The sequence below is a fragment of the Pseudoalteromonas sp. SCSIO 43210 genome (assembly GCF_054133285.1).
This window is the reverse complement of sequence record NZ_CP087225.1, coordinates 298,484-315,852: the sequence shown is the minus strand read 5'-3', so window position 1 is coordinate 315,852 and position 17,369 is coordinate 298,484. Positions and strand designations below refer to the sequence as shown.

Annotated in this window: 12 protein-coding genes; 11 read left to right on the top strand and 1 reads right to left on the bottom strand. The window is 38.4% G+C overall.

The features are described from left to right. The first annotated feature begins 136 nt into the window (after window positions 1-136). From LOS73_RS01340 to LOS73_RS01325, 4 genes are read left to right on the top strand one after another with little or no spacing between them, the layout of a single operon-like run. A complete protein-coding gene (locus tag LOS73_RS01340) occupies window positions 137-814 on the top strand; it encodes a phosphoribosylanthranilate isomerase (RefSeq protein ID WP_008133429.1) in 678 nt (225 codons plus the stop codon). Between the two features lie 58 nt (window positions 815-872). Further along, window positions 873-1,577, top strand: coding sequence for a uracil phosphoribosyltransferase (gene upp, locus LOS73_RS01335; RefSeq protein WP_457934350.1), 705 nt, complete (start codon window positions 873-875; stop codon window positions 1,575-1,577). Then, complete coding sequence (locus LOS73_RS01330; RefSeq protein ID WP_033039413.1) at window positions 1,574-2,488, top strand: EamA family transporter; 915 nt, start codon at window positions 1,574-1,576, stop codon at window positions 2,486-2,488. The genes upp and LOS73_RS01330 overlap by 4 nt, the downstream gene beginning before the upstream one ends. A gap of 11 nt (window positions 2,489-2,499) precedes the next feature. Then, complete coding sequence (locus tag LOS73_RS01325) at window positions 2,500-3,633, top strand: alkene reductase (protein ID WP_033039416.1); 1,134 nt, start codon at window positions 2,500-2,502, stop codon at window positions 3,631-3,633. A gap of 373 nt (window positions 3,634-4,006) precedes the next feature. Here the strand turns inward: LOS73_RS01325 and LOS73_RS01320 are convergent, their stop codons facing one another. Next, a complete protein-coding gene (locus tag LOS73_RS01320; RefSeq protein ID WP_008133426.1) occupies window positions 4,007-4,513 on the bottom strand; it encodes a MarR family winged helix-turn-helix transcriptional regulator in 507 nt (168 codons plus the stop codon). Between the two features lie 227 nt (window positions 4,514-4,740). Between LOS73_RS01320 and LOS73_RS01315 the strand changes: the two genes are divergently transcribed. From LOS73_RS01315 to LOS73_RS01285, 7 genes are all read left to right on the top strand, one after another. Further along, complete coding sequence (locus tag LOS73_RS01315; protein WP_457934349.1) at window positions 4,741-8,619, top strand: amino acid adenylation domain-containing protein; 3,879 nt, start codon at window positions 4,741-4,743, stop codon at window positions 8,617-8,619. 72 nt (window positions 8,620-8,691) lie between these two features. Continuing rightward, a complete protein-coding gene (locus LOS73_RS01310; RefSeq protein ID WP_007376273.1) occupies window positions 8,692-8,853 on the top strand; it encodes a tautomerase family protein in 162 nt (53 codons plus the stop codon). A gap of 12 nt (window positions 8,854-8,865) precedes the next feature. Next, entirely contained in the window at window positions 8,866-9,810 is a 945-nt protein-coding gene (locus LOS73_RS01305; protein ID WP_007376272.1) for a pseudouridine-5'-phosphate glycosidase, read from the top strand. A 120-nt stretch (window positions 9,811-9,930) separates the two neighbouring features. Next, on the top strand, window positions 9,931-11,046 hold the full coding sequence (locus tag LOS73_RS01300) for an efflux RND transporter periplasmic adaptor subunit (RefSeq protein WP_007376271.1): 1,116 nt from the start codon (window positions 9,931-9,933) through the stop codon (window positions 11,044-11,046). Beyond that, complete coding sequence (locus tag LOS73_RS01295) at window positions 11,043-14,135, top strand: efflux RND transporter permease subunit (RefSeq protein WP_457934348.1); 3,093 nt, start codon at window positions 11,043-11,045, stop codon at window positions 14,133-14,135. The genes LOS73_RS01300 and LOS73_RS01295 overlap by 4 nt, the downstream gene beginning before the upstream one ends. Before the next feature lie 454 nt (window positions 14,136-14,589). Then, entirely contained in the window at window positions 14,590-15,861 is a 1,272-nt protein-coding gene (locus tag LOS73_RS01290) for an aromatic amino acid transport family protein (protein WP_457934347.1), read from the top strand. A 133-nt stretch (window positions 15,862-15,994) separates the two neighbouring features. Beyond that, window positions 15,995-17,338 (top strand): M24 family metallopeptidase, encoded by a 1,344-nt coding sequence (locus tag LOS73_RS01285; protein ID WP_457934346.1) that lies wholly within the window; start codon window positions 15,995-15,997, stop codon window positions 17,336-17,338. Window positions 17,339-17,369 lie beyond the last annotated feature (31 nt).

Sequence of the window (17,369 nt, the reverse complement as noted above, 5' to 3'; positions counted from 1 at the left end):
TTCAACAACTCTATGAAACAGTTAAACGTATATTAATTTAATATCTTCACATAAAGATACTTGACACAAAGTTAATTCTTACATATCTTTACGTCGAGATTCTTTACAACCCTTTAACTTTAAATTGGAGAACATTATGAAAAACATTATTCAAGTAGCTGGCATTATCGACCGAGAAGAAGCAAATCTAATGCTGGAGTCTGGCATTGAGTGGCTTGGCTTTCCTTTACGCTTACCTTCTGGAAAAGATGATATTTCTGAAACAGATGCAATGAGCATTATTAAAGGCTTAAGTGAGCCTCAAGCCGGTGTGTTGATTAGCTATATGGTAGATGCTGAAGAAGTGAGCGGTTATTGCAGTGAGCTAGGTGTAAAAGCAGTTCAACTACACGGTGATATTAGTGTGGCAGAAATGAAAAAGCTTAGAGAGCTGCGCCCTGATCTTTTCTTATTAAAAAGCCTTGTTGTGAAAGAAGACAATGCTGAAGAGCTGTTAGAAATTGTTGATACCATGGCTGACTTTGTTGACATGTTTATCACTGATACGTTTAACCCTAAAACGGGTGCTAAAGGCGCTACTGGTTTAACGCATAACTGGGACGTAAGCGCTGAACTTGTTAGACGATCTCCAAAACCTCTAATGATGGCTGGCGGTTTAACGCCTGAAAATGTAGCTGATGCAATCTATAAGGTTAAACCAGCCGCAGTTGATTCACATACGGGATTAGAAGGTAGCGACGGCAGAAAAGATGCCGCTAAGGTGAAGAAATTCATTCGCGAAGCTGAAAAAGCATTTTCGGAGATCAATGCTTAATATAATTCACTGCCAGATTAACACCCCTAATCTGGCAGACTCAAATAGGGAGAGCGTTATGAATGCAAATCAAGTTATTCAAATATATAAAGAAGACTCACAAATACTCTCAAGTAGTGTGACCGAGTTACCGCAAACAAATAGACTAAAATACCTGCATGCAAAAATGCGTGACAAGGTAGCTAGTAAAAGCCAATTCATTTTTTATGCTGATCAAGTGTTTCGTCTGCTGATTGAAAAAAGCTTAGAATTAGTACCATTTAAAGATCTCGATGTAACTACTCCCGTGGGAGAAACATACAAAGGCAAGCAGTTTGCAGATCCAATATGTGCCGTTTCTGTGGTTCGTGCTGGTGAAAGTATGGAAAATGAGCTGCGTCATATTGACTTAAAAATTCCCATTGGAAAAATTTTAATACAACGCGATGTCGTCACAAAATTGCCAACTCTTTATTATTCAAAACTTCCGGATCATATCGCTAAATGTCGCGTGCTGATATTCGAACCTATGTTGGCGACAGGCGGCTCTGCAATTTGTGCTATTCAGGTGCTTATAGATGCTGGTGTTTTAGAAGAAAATATCATTTTTGTTAATCTTTTGTGCTCCCCTGAGGGGATTCAAAAAGTTACTCAGCAATTTAAAAAAATTCAAATAGTCACGTCTTCAATTGAAGAGTATCTAAATGGAAACGCATTTATGATACCTGGAATTGGCGACTTCGGAGATCGCTACTTCGGTACGACCGATGTGGGGGCCGTATGACAAATAAACAACTAATACTTTGGATGTTAGTTGCTATGATTGCCCCAACAATTTGGGGCAGTACATACATAGTAACGACCGAGCTATTACCGCCAGATATGCCTTTAATAGCGTCAACACTTCGTGCTTTACCTGCTGGTATTTTATTAGTACTGATTGGTCGAAAGCTACCTAAAGGCATCTGGTGGGTGCGTTCTATCGTGCTTGGCATACTTAATATTGGTGGCTTTTTTTACTGTTTATTTGTAGCAGCCTATCTATTACCCGGTGGTGTAGCTGCACTTGTTATGTCGTGCCAACCTATCATAGTCATGATACTTGGTGCGCTACTCTTTAAAGATACCCTTAATTTAAGGCAATTTATTGCTTGTGCAATTGCGGCTGTTGGAGTCGCGATGTTGGTCTTAGAACCAAATATGAATTTACCTGTTCAAGGTGTTATTGCAGGTTTAATTGGTGCCGCTTCAATGGCCACGGGAATAGTATTAACAAAAAAATGGGGCAAGCCTGCTGACGTTAATTTATATACTTTTACAGGCTGGCAACTCGTTGTAGGTGGATTATTTTTACTCCCGATTGGATTAGTACAAGAAGGCTTACCTAGTAACCTAACAGTGGACAATATAATTGGTTATTCCTACTTAAGTATCATTGGCGCCTTGTTCGCTTATATAGTTTGGTTTAAAGCTATTGAAAAACTGCCAGTTGTTACGGTGTCTTTTATATCGTTTGCAAGCCCAATCTCAGCAACATTATTGGGTTATTTTATTCTTTCGCAAAGGCTAACGATGAGTCAAACATTAGGCGCTGTCATTATTGTATTAGCCATTGTTATATCTCAAGTACAGCTGTTTAAAAAATCAAGTTCCAATTTTAATCTGGAACCATCACTAAACAAAAAAACTAGTTAAAGGAAGTAAACATGGACAACTTATTTACAGAAGCTCGTTTTGGGAAAATCAACGCAAGCAATCGCTTTGTAATGGCACCAATGAGTAGAAACAGGGCAACAGCTGAAGGATTAGCAACGCCTCTTATGGCAACCTATTATGCTCAAAGAGCAACAGCTGGGTTAATTATTTCTGAAGGTATTCAACCTAACCAAATTGGTCAAGGTTTTATGAACTCCCCAGGGCTACATAATTTACAACATGTGAAAAGCTGGCAGCCCATTACTGAAGCAGTACATAAAAGGGGAGGCAAAATTGTAGCTCAATTGATGCATTCTGGTCGTATTGGGCATCCTGAATTATACCCCAGTGCTCATCAATCAATAGCGCCTTCAGCAATTAAAGCTACCGGAGACGCTTTTACACCAACAGGGCCAAAGAGCTACCCTACACCAAAAGAAATGACATTAGATGAAATTACAGCAACCATTGAAGACTTCGCAAAATCAGCTGAATTAGCGATTCAGGCAGGTTTTGATGGGGTAGAAATACACGCAGGAAATGGTTTTTTACTTCACCAATTTATGGCAAGCAATACAAATAATAGAGCCGATCTATTTGGTGGTAGCGTCAAAAACCGTTTAAGATTTACGCTAAAAGTAGTGGCGGCTGTTACACAAGCTATTGGTGCTAAAAGAGTCGGTATTCGTATTTCTCCCGACAATACTTACAATGACATTATTGAACAAGACAGTGCAGTGCTCTACCAAACTCTTATTAGTCAGTTGCCAACTGATCTGGCGTATTTGCATATTATGGAAGCGGCTAACCGTGAGCACACTCAGCAGATCCGTAACCAATGGTTAGGTAAGCTTATATTAAACCCTCACAAATCTTGGCAAGATGGCCCTGTAACCCCTGCTATTGCATCAGATGTGTTAAATGAAAATTTATGCGATGGTGTGGCATTAGGGGCACTCTTTTTAGCAAACCCTGATTTGGTAGAACGTACTAAGTTAAATGCTTCTTTTAATAATGTAGATCCCGATACGTTTTATGGTGGCGACGAAACCGGTTATACCGATTATCCTACAATGGTAGATAAAAGTGCATCGCTATCTGAGAAACAAAGTGAATCTATATTAGAGCGTGTCGAGCTTTCGTGATTAATTTTGCAGCTGTAGGTTTGGTAGTTAGGCGAGGCAGAGTTTATGTCGTGTGATTATTCCCCATAAATAGGCGATAACGCAGCGTAAGTGCCAAACATCCGTAGCCCTTAGGTTCGTCCTAGGGGCGATTTACTCTTTGCTGCTACATAGATGTAAATAAAAGCCGTGAGTAGGGCGCGGAAGCTTTGCGCGAATTTACCTATTCTTACATAAAGATAAGTTAGTAAGGTGATGCAGGAGCGTTACCAAAGCTACCAAGTTACAAATCTCGCGCCACGATTAAATCGCTCCTCGATTGAACAAATTTTAATCCACAAAGATCAACATGCCCTAGATAGAACAAATTGTGCTCCTGAAAGGCCAACTGGCCTTATTTATAAGTAGAGCTAGAAAGGCCTAAAAGTAATTTTTTAAGTAATACTGCGAGTTGCTGCTGCTCCGACTTATCTAAAGGTGACAATAAAGACTGCCCTTTTGCGATATGCTCCTCTACAACCTGATCAATCAATTGAAAACCTTTCTCAGTTAAAGACACCATAACGCCTCGACGGTCGTTAGGATCTGAGCTGCGTGCAACCAAGTCTTTAGCTTCTAGTTTATCGATACGGTTTGTCATTGAGCCTGAGGTTAGCATTAATGTCTGCAATAGTTGATTTGGACTTAATGTAAACGGTTTTCCTGAACGCCTAATTGTCGCTAATACATCAAATTCGCCACCATTGAGGCCAAAACGGCCAAATACAGTTTGTAATTCTTTGCTAAACATTGCATCGGTACGAACGAGTCGGCCCATAACTCCCATAGGCGAAGGGTCTAAATCAGGTCTTTCTTTATTCCACTGGGCTATAACGACGTCAACAAGATCATTTTTCATCATATCTACTACTCTAATTTAAATTGATAAACCAATATAACTCACAACAACCTCTACGACAAGACTCATCACAACAAGTATCTTCACACAAAGATACTTGACATTAAGATTGTATGTATTATCTTTTACCTAACTTTGTTACATGAGAGTTATGTGTAGTACTCATTTTTAACAAGGCAATTCAAAAATTAGTCATCTATAAAATTTTAAATAAAGGAATAGGCATAGAAATGAAACTACATAACCAACTAAATCGAACCGAAAACCTTGAGCAAGATCAGATATCTTTTTTGGGAGAAAGTGATACTCGAACATTGTTTGATTTAATTCAAAAGCAAATTATTGAAACACCTGATGAAACTGCAGTAATTAGTAACCAAGGAGATTGGAGCTATAAAATGCTGGATAAAAAATCAGCTAACATTGCCTCTTTACTCCATCAGCATGGTGCTAAGCAAGGTGAATATGTTGGTTTGTTTGTCGATCCATCGCCTGACTTAATTTTTGGTGTGTGGGGAGCTATTTATGCAGGATGCGGATACCTTCCACTGTCTCCTGAATACCCTGAAAAACGTATTAGCTATATGCTAAAAGACTCTAAAGCGCGCTTAGTTTTAACTCAAGCACATTTAAAAGAGCAAATTACTGCATTGGTTAGCAGCGACATTACTGTGATTTCAATAGATGATGTTGATGATAATACGTCATATTATGCGCCACTATCACAAGATAGCCTTGCTTATATGATTTACACCTCTGGAAGCACAGGTGATCCAAAAGGCGTCATCATTGAACATAGCAGTATTGTTAATCAGCTTCTGTGGTTAAAAGAAGAGCATAGCTTTAGCCAATCAACTCGTATTGTACAAAAAACGCCTTTTAGCTTTGATGCAGCCCAATGGGAGATTTTAGCTAATGCAATCGGTATTTGTGTTGTTACAAGTGAAGTAGGAATGTATCGCGATCCGCTTGCACTTATTGATTTAATCATTGAAAAACAAGTGACCGTTTTGCAATGTGTTCCTACCCTTTTACAAGCCTTGCTTGATTCGCCTTGTATTCAATTGTGCAACTCATTGTCTCACGTGTTCAGTGGGGGTGAAACGCTTACTAAACAGCTCGCCTTACAATTTTTTGAAACACTGCCTGAAAAAGATCTAATCAATTTATATGGGCCAACAGAATGCACAATAAATTCATCCAGCCATAAAGTAACGCCTCATACTTTAGAGCAAGCGTTTGATGCAATTACCATTGGTAAGCCTGTAGCCAATACTCACTACTATATACTTGATGAACAGTTAAACTTAGTTGATGAGGGTGAATCTGGTGAGCTTTATATTAGTGGTGTGCAGGTTGCTAGAGGTTATTTAAACCGTAACGATACAACACTCGAAAGATTTATATCTAATCCTCACAATAGCGAGCCTATGCATAATACGCTCTATCGCAGTGGTGATATTGTAAAACGTGATAAAGAAGGTAACACACACTTTTTAGGTCGCGCCGATAATCAAATTAAATTACGTGGTTACCGTGTAGAGCTTGATGAAATTAGACTTGCGATTGAAAAGCATGATTGGATAAAAAATGCCGCAATGGTTGTAAAAAATGACCAGCGTACCGGTTTTCAAAATCTTATTGCATGCATTGAATTAAATCATCGTGAAGCCGCTTTAATGGATCAAGGCAAGCAGAGTGAACACCATCAATCTAAAAAAAGTAAATTACAAGTTAAAGCACAACTCTCTAATGCTGGATTTAGACAACCACAAGCGCTGTTAAACTTACCCGTATTTAATTTACCAAATAAAAATGCATCAAAAGAGCAAACTGAAACTGTTTTTGCTCGTAAAACTTATCGTTACTTTGATGGTGGAAATGTGTGTGAGCAAGAAATACTTAACTTACTCAAAAAACAAAAATCAGAGATCCCTACACGCCCTGTCAGCGCATTAGAATATGATGAATTTGGTCAAATCATGAGATATTTTGGCCAGTTTAAAAGCAAGCAACGCTTACTGCCCAAGTATGGCTATGCATCTCCAGGCGCCCTGTATGCTACGCAGTTATTTTTAGAAATACATAATTTATTTAATTTAAAATCGGGTATTTATTATTATCACCCTGAACTACATACCCTGCATCTTGTACGCTCATTAGCGCCTGTAAGCACGGTTAAATTAACTTGCCATTTTTTAGGTAAGCAATCAGCTATAGAACCTGTATATCAAAATAATATATTAGAAGTTTTAGAAATGGAAACAGGCCATATGCTTGGCTTATTTGATCATATTTTACCTCAGTTTGGCCTTTCAGTTGGCGCTGCTAGTTTTGACAATGAATACCAAGATTACTTAGCTGTTCACGAAGATGACGCCTACTTAGGAAGTTTTGATATTAGCCAACATAGCGAAACTGACTCGCTTTCAAATGTTGAGACCTTAGTGCAAATTCAAAATGTAGATGGTTTAAATTCAGGACAATACACCGTTCAAGATAATCAGCTGACACCCCTTTCTGATCAGCTAATTGAAAAGAAAAAAGTGATTGCCATTAATCAGCAAGTCTATGATAGAGCTTCTTTTGGTATTTCTTTACTTAATCATTCTACAACGGCTTGGCGACACTATATTGATTTAGGTCGTAAGTTACAGCAGTTACAAATGAACGACTTAAACATAGGTTTAATGTCTTCTGGTTATAGCTCAAAATCTGGTAATAATTTACCTTCAGCCAATCGTATTGAAGAAATTTTATCTGATGCGAACTGTACAATGAAACCATTTTATTTTTGCATTGGTGGAAAAATTTCAGAAGAGCAAAAGCGCAGTGAAGGTATGAAAGAAGACGCTATACATATGCGTGGCCCCCTTGAAATATTGAATCATGATTTACAAAATTCGCTACCTAGCTATATGGTACCTAATAAAATTATAACTTTTGCTGAATTCCCACAAACAGCGAATGGGAAAGTCGATTATCTCGCTCTAAAAAATTCAGAGAAACTTAATAATATTGAAAATAAGGCAGCCTACATTGAGCCTCGAAATAAATTAGAAGAGAAAATAGCTGATATTTGGCTCCATGTGATGAAATGGGACAAAGTATCAGTCCAAGATAATTTTTTTGAAAGTGGTGGAAACTCTTTAACAGCCGTTACATTTATGAATACTTTAAATAAAGAGTTGAGCATTAGTATCCCAATGCAAGCTATCTTTCAAGCCCCCACTATTGAAGCACTTGCTCTTTATATTAAGCAAAACGATAACAGCTCACATAGTCGGTTGATTAATTTAAATAACTCTACACAAAAATCGCGAATTTTCTGCTGGCCTGGTTTAGGTGGGTATCCAATGAGCTTAAAACCTTTAGCTGAAAAAGTGGCCGATGAAGCGACGTTTATTGCAGTGCAAGCGCATGGCCTTAATTGTGATGAAGTTCCTTACGATACAATACAAGAAATGGCAGAAGCTGATATCAAGCTAATCAAAAATGAGCAACCAACGGGTCCTTATACGTTATGGGGATACTCTTTTGGGGCGCGTGTTGCATTTGAAGTGGCGCATCAACTTGAAGCAAGTGGCGAGACCGTGGAAGCACTTTATCTCATTGCACCTGGCTCACCTAATCTACCTCAGTATTCACAAAAAGAGCAGACACCTTGTTTTACTTCTCCTGCATTTGTCACCATTTTATTTTCAGTGTTCTTTCAAAAAATACAAGGCCCGGTATTAGAACAATGTTTATCGGCAGTGACTAATAAACAACAGTTTATTGACTTTGTATGTATGAATCATCGCACTTTGAATCGAGATGTTGTCAGTAAAATCATAGAAGTAGTCATGCGCACTTATGAGTTTAAATATACATTCACAGAGTTGCTTGAACGCCAAGTAAAAGCACCAAAAGTGATATTTAAAGCACAAGGAGATGATTATTCATTTATTGAAAACATTCCTGAGTACAACGAAAAAGAAGCGATAACACAACACTTACAAGCAGATCATTACGCATTATTAAAACATCAAGGTGTTGATGAGCTGTTTAATTGCATTGTGCAATCTCAAGGTTCTTACGAGAGCCATCGTTCATTATTAATAGCGTAAGGACGCAACATGCCGCATATCAACATACATTATTTTGATTCTCACGTATCCAGTTCTACCAAGAATAGGCTCGTGAAAAAAATTTCGGCACTGATAAGTAAAGAGTTTAAATGCAATAACGACTTTATTTCAATCGCACTGCATGCAGAGCAACCGAAAAATTGGCGACAACGTGTTTATAACAAACATATTATTCAGCAAAAATATAAATTAATTAAAAAACCAAGTTATTAGAGGAAAAATAAAATGAACAATACAAAGATAAATCTTGTTATTAAGCCTGAAATTAAACGGGCTCTTGAGTTAGGGCTTGCGGTCGTGGCACTTGAGTCTAATGTTATAACGCATGGCTTAGATTACCCTGAAAATAAACACACCGCGTTACAAGTAGAAGCAGCAGTTCGTGAATCGGGGGCAATCCCTGCAACCATTGGAGTCGCTAATGGTAAATTACTAATTGGCATGGATGAAAGTGAGATTGAGTTATTTGCAACAACCGCAAATATACCTAAAGTCAGCACGCGTGACTTACCCGTTGTATTAGCGACTAAGCAATTGGGTGCAACCACCGTTGCCTCATCTATTATTGCAGCTGAGTTAGCAGGAATATGCTTTTTTGCATCTGCCGGCATTGGTGGCGTTCATAGAGGAGCAAACAATACGATGGATATTTCTTCAGATCTTATGCAATTTACACGTTCACGGGTTGCCGTTGTATGTGCTGGTGCAAAAAACATACTCGATCTAGGTTTAACACTTGAATACTTAGAGACCCACAATGTCCCTATTATATCTTATCAATTTGATGATTTCCCTGCATTTTACTGTCGCTCAAGTGGCTATAAAGCACCACAACGGATAGATGATGCATCTATTTTAGCCGACATAATTGAAACCCAATGGCTGCTTGATAATAAGCGCAGTGTATTAATTACAACACCCACTAAGCTCGAAGATGCCATTGATAGTGATGATGTTAATGATGCTATCAACGCGGCAATTAGCTCGGCTCAAGCGCAAGGGATCAGTGGAAATAAAGTCACTAAGTACATTATGAAAGCAATTGATGAAGTAACTAAAGGGCGTTCAGCTAAAGCTAACAGTGCCGTTTTGATCAATACAGCGCGTGTTGCAGGGCATTTAGCTGTTGCCCATGCAAAGCAATCTAGTAATAAAAGAGAAGTAGCGTAAAAATAATGGGTGAAGTTTATTGACAAATTTTTTTAATTACATATCTTTATACAAAGATACTTTACATAAACAAACTTCACCCAAGCATATTACCTACTAGATGCACACAAGGAGCTAATTATGAATTTCATTCCATGGATTACAACGACAGGCATACTAGCAATTTTAATAGCGGGCAGCTTTGCAGTTAAAAGTAACATCATTGATGCGCGCAGCAATATAGGCAATGAACAATCGGCTAATGTCGAAGCTATGTATGTAGAAAAAGTTGCTCATCAGTCACATATAGATATTAGCGGTATCGTAAAAGCCCCTAAAACATTATCGTTAATTAATGAATCAGCAGGTAAAGTTACAAAACTCTATTTGCAATCTGGCGGTATTACTTATGCAGGCGATACGTTACTCGAAATAGAACACGAGGAGGAAAAAGCACAACTGCAAATAGCTAAATCACGCTTTGAACTACAAAACACCACCGTAAAGAGATATAAAAGCCTTTATAATTCAAATAAATTGAGCGCTCAGCAATTAGATGAATCAACGGCTTTACTTGCTCAATACCAAGCAGAAATAAATCTACTCTCAGCTAAAATTGCTAAAAAAGTGATTACAGCACCATTTACAGCCCGCGTTGGTATACATGACTTGCAAGTCGGTCAGTTTTTACCTGCTAATACAAATCTAACTCAGCTCATTGGTATTGAAAAATATATGTGGGTCGATTTTTCTCTCCCGCAAACCTATACAGAGCTAGCAATTAATACGCCGGTAGTATTAACGCTACTTGATGACACACAGACAGAAATAATTGCACAAGTTGCCTCTGTTGCACCAGAAATGTCAAAACACTCAAGACAGCTGAAATACCGTGCAAAAATTACATTAGGAAATACTAAACTAAATTCAAATCAACTCGTTAAAATTAAGGTACCTATTGGCAACAAAAAAGAGGTTGTTGCAATCCCATATTTAGCAGTTATTAAAGGTAAATTAGGGAACTATGTATATTTATTAAATAAAGACGAGGAAGGAAAAACATACGCTAAGCGTACACAAGTTGAATTAGGCGAACGTATTGGGGATCTCGTTATGATCACCAATGGCTTAACCTCAGGCGCATTAATCGCAAGTCATGGAGCATTTAAATTGCGTGACGGTTTAAGAGCATACTTGCTTAATTCAGAGCGTACTGTAGCTATGGAAGATACGTTATCTCCTAAGGTATCATTATGAAAAACAATCATTTTATGGATCGATTCATAACACAACCAACACTTGCAATCGTTTTATCCGCTATTATTTGTATTGCTGGGATTTGGTCAGTGCTTAAGGTGACTGTGCTACAGTTTCCAAAAATTGAAAGTTCATCTTTAGTTATTTCAACTAACTACGTAGGCGCATCAGCTGATACAGTTAAAGGTTTTATTACAGAACCAATAGAACGTATTTCCGCTACGGTTCCAGGTGTTGATTATGTTGAATCAGTCACAATTGCAGGGAATAGCACTGTAACAGCTTACTTAAATTTAAACGAAGATAGTACTCGGGCTTTATCACAGCTTACTGCTCGTCTTAGCCAAGTTAAATATATGCTCCCGAATGATACTGAGGATCCCATTGTTAGCGTTAAGCGTACCGATCGACCTCATGCGCTATTTTATTTAAATATAGGGCATCAGGGCGAATCACTTACACAACTAACCGACTTTTTATCAAGGCAAGTGACTCCTATAATTACAGATATTGAGGGTGTTCAAAGAGTCGCAATTGAAGGCAGTAGAACGCCTGCGATGCGCGTGCATTTAAATTCTGCAAAGTTAGAAGCATTTGATCTTAGCGCTGACGATATTTACTCCGCGTTGGCTGCAAATAATACAATAGCTACGCTAGGTTATATAGAAACTAATAAACAAAAAATTGATCTGGTCGCTAATACACAATTGAAAAGTATCGATGAATTTGAGCAGTTAATTGTAAAACGTATAGATAATGATGTTATATATCTGAGAGATGTAGCCCATATTGAACTTGGCTCTGAGCAGCCAACGGTAAGTGCTCGCTTAAATCAGCATGATACTGTTTATATTTCAGTTTGGCCGCAGCCAGGTGCAAATGAAATTGAAGTTGGTGACGCACTTTACGCATTAACCGATAAAATTAATAAGACTTTACCGGATGGTATCAGCATTGGTTATGCCTATGATGGTACTTTATATATGCGCGATGCATTAAATGAGATTTTTAAAACACTTATTGAGACGGTTATTCTAGTAGGCGTTGTTGTTCTCTTTATGATGGGTTCATTTAGAAGCTCAGCGGTACCTTTAGTGACTATTCCTATTTCAATATTAGGTGCTATTGCCGCAATGTATGTCGTCGGTTTTTCGTTAAACTTACTAACCGTGCTTGCTATTGTTCTCTCTGTTGGCTTGGTGGTTGATGATGCGATTGTTGTTGTAGAAAATGTTTCACGTCATATTCGTGCAGGAAAATCTAAAATTGACGCTGCGCTCACAAGCTCCAAAGAGCTGTTTGTACCAATTGTATCAATGACTCTCACACTAACAATGGTGTATTTACCGATTGGCTTTCTGTCTGGACTTACCGGCGTATTATTTAAAGAATTTGCTTTTACCCTAGCAATATCAGTGCTTATATCAGGCATTGTTGCCCTCACACTTTCACCAATAATGAGCGCGTATGTTATCCCTGCTGAAGGGCAAGAAACTAAATTAACAAAAAAAGTAAACTGGGTATTTGATCAGCTAAGAAATAAATATGCGTTGTTACTTACTCTTTTATTGTCGTGGCGAAATCAAGTGATTGTTGCTGCAATTGCGTTAAGCCTTATGATAATACCATTTTACCAAGGTGCACAAAAAGAGCTTGCGCCAGTTGAGGATCAAAGCAGCATATTTGTACTTGTACAATCCCCCCCTGAGTCATCGTTAACTTATAATGAAGATAACATTCGTGGCATGGTTGATAGCTTATTAGAAATACCCGGCACAACTCAAATGTGGCAGAACATTTTTACCAATAGTGCTTTTGGCGGTATTGAATTTATAAGTGCTAGCGAACGAGATTACACTACTAAATCAATTCTTCCTGAGGTTTATGGACGCTTGGCTAAAACCCCTGGAGTCAACCCGTTGCCCATTCTTCCAGCGCCACTTCCTACTGCGGGCCAATTCGATGTAGAAATGGTCGTTAAGTCCAGCGATAGTTTTGAAATAATGCAAAGCTATGCGGGGCAACTTATAGGTAAAGCATTTGCTAGTGGGCACTTTTTATACGCAGACACTGATTTAAAAATCGATTTACCCCAAATACAATTACAATTAAAGCGCGATAAAATTGCCGATTTAGGAATGGATCTCGCTTATGTCAATCAGCAACTGAGTGTTCTTTTATCAAATAACTACGTTAATCGATTTGATGCGCAAGGAAAAGCTTATCAGGTAATCCCTGTTATTGACCGAAATGTAAAGTCAGATCCTGGAAAATTACTAAGCTTAAACATTAAATCAATTAATGGAACCAGCGTGCCATTATCTGCAATAGCTGAAGTTAAATGGGCAACAGTTCCTAGACAATTAAATAGCTTTGGACAGCAAAATGCCTTTCGCATATTTGGAGCCGTATTACCTAACTCCACAAAAGAAGAGGCACTTTCAGCATTAGAAAATGCCGCAAAAGAATTACTCCCCCCTTCATACACTGTTGATTATGCCGGAGAGTCTAGACAAATAAGACAACAAGGTAATAGTTTATTAGGCGTTATGCTAATTTCACTGGTCATTGTTTACTTACTGCTTAGTATCCAATTTAATAGCTTTCGAGACCCTCTAGTTGTGTTAATTGGGAGTGTACCTTTGGCAATGGCTGGCGCGTTGATGCTGTCGTATTTTGAATTAACGACTATCAATATTTATTCTCAAATCGGTTTAATCACACTCATTGGTCTGATTGCAAAAAACGGTATCTTAATTGTCGAATTTGCAAATCACCTACAAGAGCAAGGTAAAAGCCGCATAGAAGCCGTAATTGAATCTGCATCAACTAGATTAAGGCCTATTTTAATGACCACTACTGCCACTGTTCTTGGACACTTCCCATTATTAATGGTATCTGGAGCTGGGGCTGAAGCCCGAAATAGTATTGGCATTATATTAGTAGCAGGAATGCTTATAGGAACCCTTTTTACTCTTTTTGTATTGCCTGCTTTTTACGTAAAACTGGCTGCAAAACGAGTGCCTAAAGAAGTAAATAAAAGTAACCTTTGCAGTTCAAATGAAAAATCATCTTTTGCTATTAGTTAAGGTCTGTGACCTCTCAAGATTAAAGTTTGTTCTATCTAGGGGAAATTTAATCCCGGCACGAGATTTATAACATAGCCAGCTCGGTAACAGCTCCTGCGTTACCTTGTTGGCTTACATGCAAACATGCTGTTGAAAATTCAACGACCAAAGATCAACACGCTCTAATAAGCTAAAGCTCTTATCGCGATAAATTATGTAATATCTGCAGCGTATAAAAAACTTTGTTTCATACAAAAAAACCTGACAGCAGTTACTTCGTTCAAATAAACAACACATTGTATAATTATTACTTTATACATTGCTCACTTTTAAATCGGTGTTTCATATTCATGACAGTTAGTCACTAAACCACTACAACTAATTCATTCTAAAACCAGCTCAAAACATGAAAAATTTAGTCAAAAACTATATTCTTCGGCGCAATTATTATTACAAATAATGGATGAGCACACACATGACAACACCTCAAGGTGCAACGCTTTCAAATGCACCAATAAATAACACACACTCTTCTACCTCAAAATGGAACCAACACGATACACAATGGACGCTAAGTCTATTTGGCACGGCCGTTGGTGCGGGTATTTTATTTTTACCTATTAATATTGGTATTGGCGGTTTTTGGCCATTAATTATTATGGCGTGTTTAGCATTCCCAATGACCTTTTGTGCCCACCGAGGCTTAGCACGCTTTGTACTTTCATCGAAAAATAAAGATGCCGACTTTACCGATGTAGTTGAAGAGCACTTTGGTGTGACTGCAGGTCGATTAATTTCTTTGTTGTACTTTTTATCTATATTCCCAATTTTGCTTATTTACGGTGTGGGCTTAACCAATACTGTGGATAGCTTTATGGTTAATCAAATGGGGATGGAATCACCTTCTCGCGTATTACTTTCGGGTGTATTAGTTGCAGGTATGATTAGCTTAATGATGGGCGGCGAGCGCTTAATGCTACGTGCCTTTGCTATCTTAGTTTATCCGCTTGTGGGTATATTATTGTTTTTATCACTTTATTTAATCCCAAGCTGGCAAGTGCCCGATATGAGCATGCCTGAAATGGGCAGCTTTGGTAAAACGTTGTGGTTATCGATTCCTATTATTGTATTTTCGTTTAGCCACGCAGCGGCTATCTCAAGCTTTGTAAACGTGCAACGCGGCCATTACGGTAACCAAGCAACACATAAGTCTGAGGCGATTTTAAAGCGCACTAGCTTACTACTTATTACCTTTGTACTGTTATTTGTGTTCTCTTGCGTGCTGTCGCTTACAGGCGAGCAAATGGCCGCTGCTAAAGCGGCTAACGTATCGGTTCTGTCCTATCTTGCTAACATTACTGATAACTCGTTTATTGCCACACTTGGGCCGCTTGTTGCCTTTATTGCTATTACATCGTCGTTTTTGGGTCATTTTTTAGGTGCACGCGAAAGCTTTACAGGTTTAGTAACTAAACAAACAAGCTTAAGCGCTGGCGTTACCGATAAAATTGGTGTGTTAATTATGTTTTTAGCTATTTGGTTTTGCGCTGTTAAAAACCCAAGTATTTTAGATATGATGGATCAGTTATCGGGCCCTATCATCGCGATGATTTTATTCATCATGCCAATGATTGCAGTTTATAAAGTGCCTGCACTTCATAAATACCGTAACCGTTTAAGCACGCTATTTATATTAGCGGTTGGCTCACTTGCTGTATTTGCACTTATTTACAGCATGATTAATTAATACGCTATATACAAAAAAGCCCAGCTAAGTTAATTAGCTGGGCTTTTTTGTTTGTACGGTTTGTCTCAAATTATTTTTTTATAGTGTGGGTTCTGGCATGTTAAGTATAAATTAGCCTAAAAATAGCCCAACTATGCAATACAATAAATTATTACTAATAAGCGCATGTTTGCTCGCAACACTATTTGTAAGCCCTTTAGTTCAAGCTTCAGAACCCCCAACAATTTTATCAATGAAAGAGCGCGCTGCGCTTATTAATAAAATAACTGAGCTTAGGGTTAACACCTTAATGCCCTCGTTAATGAAGCAGCACAACACTGATATGTGGCTTCTTATAAGCCGCGAATACAATGAAGATCCAATATTAAAAACAATGCTGCCTGCAACATGGCTCTCAGCCAGACGCACTACTATTTTGCTATTTGCGCTTAATAAACAAGGTGAGGTTGATGCTTACGCTATTGCACCTTATAAAATAGGTAATGTATTTAAAAAAGGTTGGGATAAGCAAACACAACCTAGCCAGTGGCAGGCACTCAATACGCTTATTGAGCAATACAAACCTCGTAACATTGCGCTTAATACTTCTACCGACTGGGCACATGCCGATGGCCTTGTGCTAGGCGATTACAAAACCTTAATGGCTAACTTGCCCGCCAATTATCACAATAAAATAATTTCTGCAGAGCCGCTTGCTGTCGCGTGGTTAGAGCAACGCATTCCTGAAGAAGTTGAAATGTATAAACACATTGTGGCTATTGCCCATCATATTATTGCAGAGGGGTTTTCGGGTAAAACAATTACGGTAGGTAAAACAACTAGCGATGACTTGGTATGGTGGTTTAGAGAGCGCGTAAAAGAGCTAAAACTACAAACATGGTTTCACCCAAGCGTTGCTATTCAGCGCGCCGATGCGAAGTCGTTTAATCATGAAGAAAGCTTTACCAATGGCTACGATGATAACGTTATACAAGCCGGCGATTTACTTCATGTCGATTTTGGTATTACTTATTTACGCTTAAATACCGACACGCAGCAGCATGCGTATGTGCTCAAAGAAAACGAAACGAGTGCGCCTAATTACTTAGTTGAAGCACTAAAAAGCGGTAATAAACTACAAGATATATTTACCAATCAATTTGCGGTAGGAAAAACAGGTAATGAAGTGTTAGCTGCAGCACGAAAAGCCGCTATTGCTCAGGGATTAAAGCCCACTATTTATACTCATCCTCTTGGCTATCATGGTCACGCTGCTGGTACTACATTAGGTATGTGGGATTCTCAGCAAGGTGTACCGGGAGATGGTGACTATCCGCTGCATTTAAATACGGCTTACTCTATTGAGCTCAACAATGCGGTGTTTATAAAACAGTGGAACAAAGAAATAAGAATAATGCTAGAAGAGGACGCTATTTTTGATAAAAGCGGTGTCTGGTATTTAAATGGCCGACAAACACAATTATTGCTTGTAAAATAAAGCAAAAAAAATGGCGCTCACTGAGCGCCAT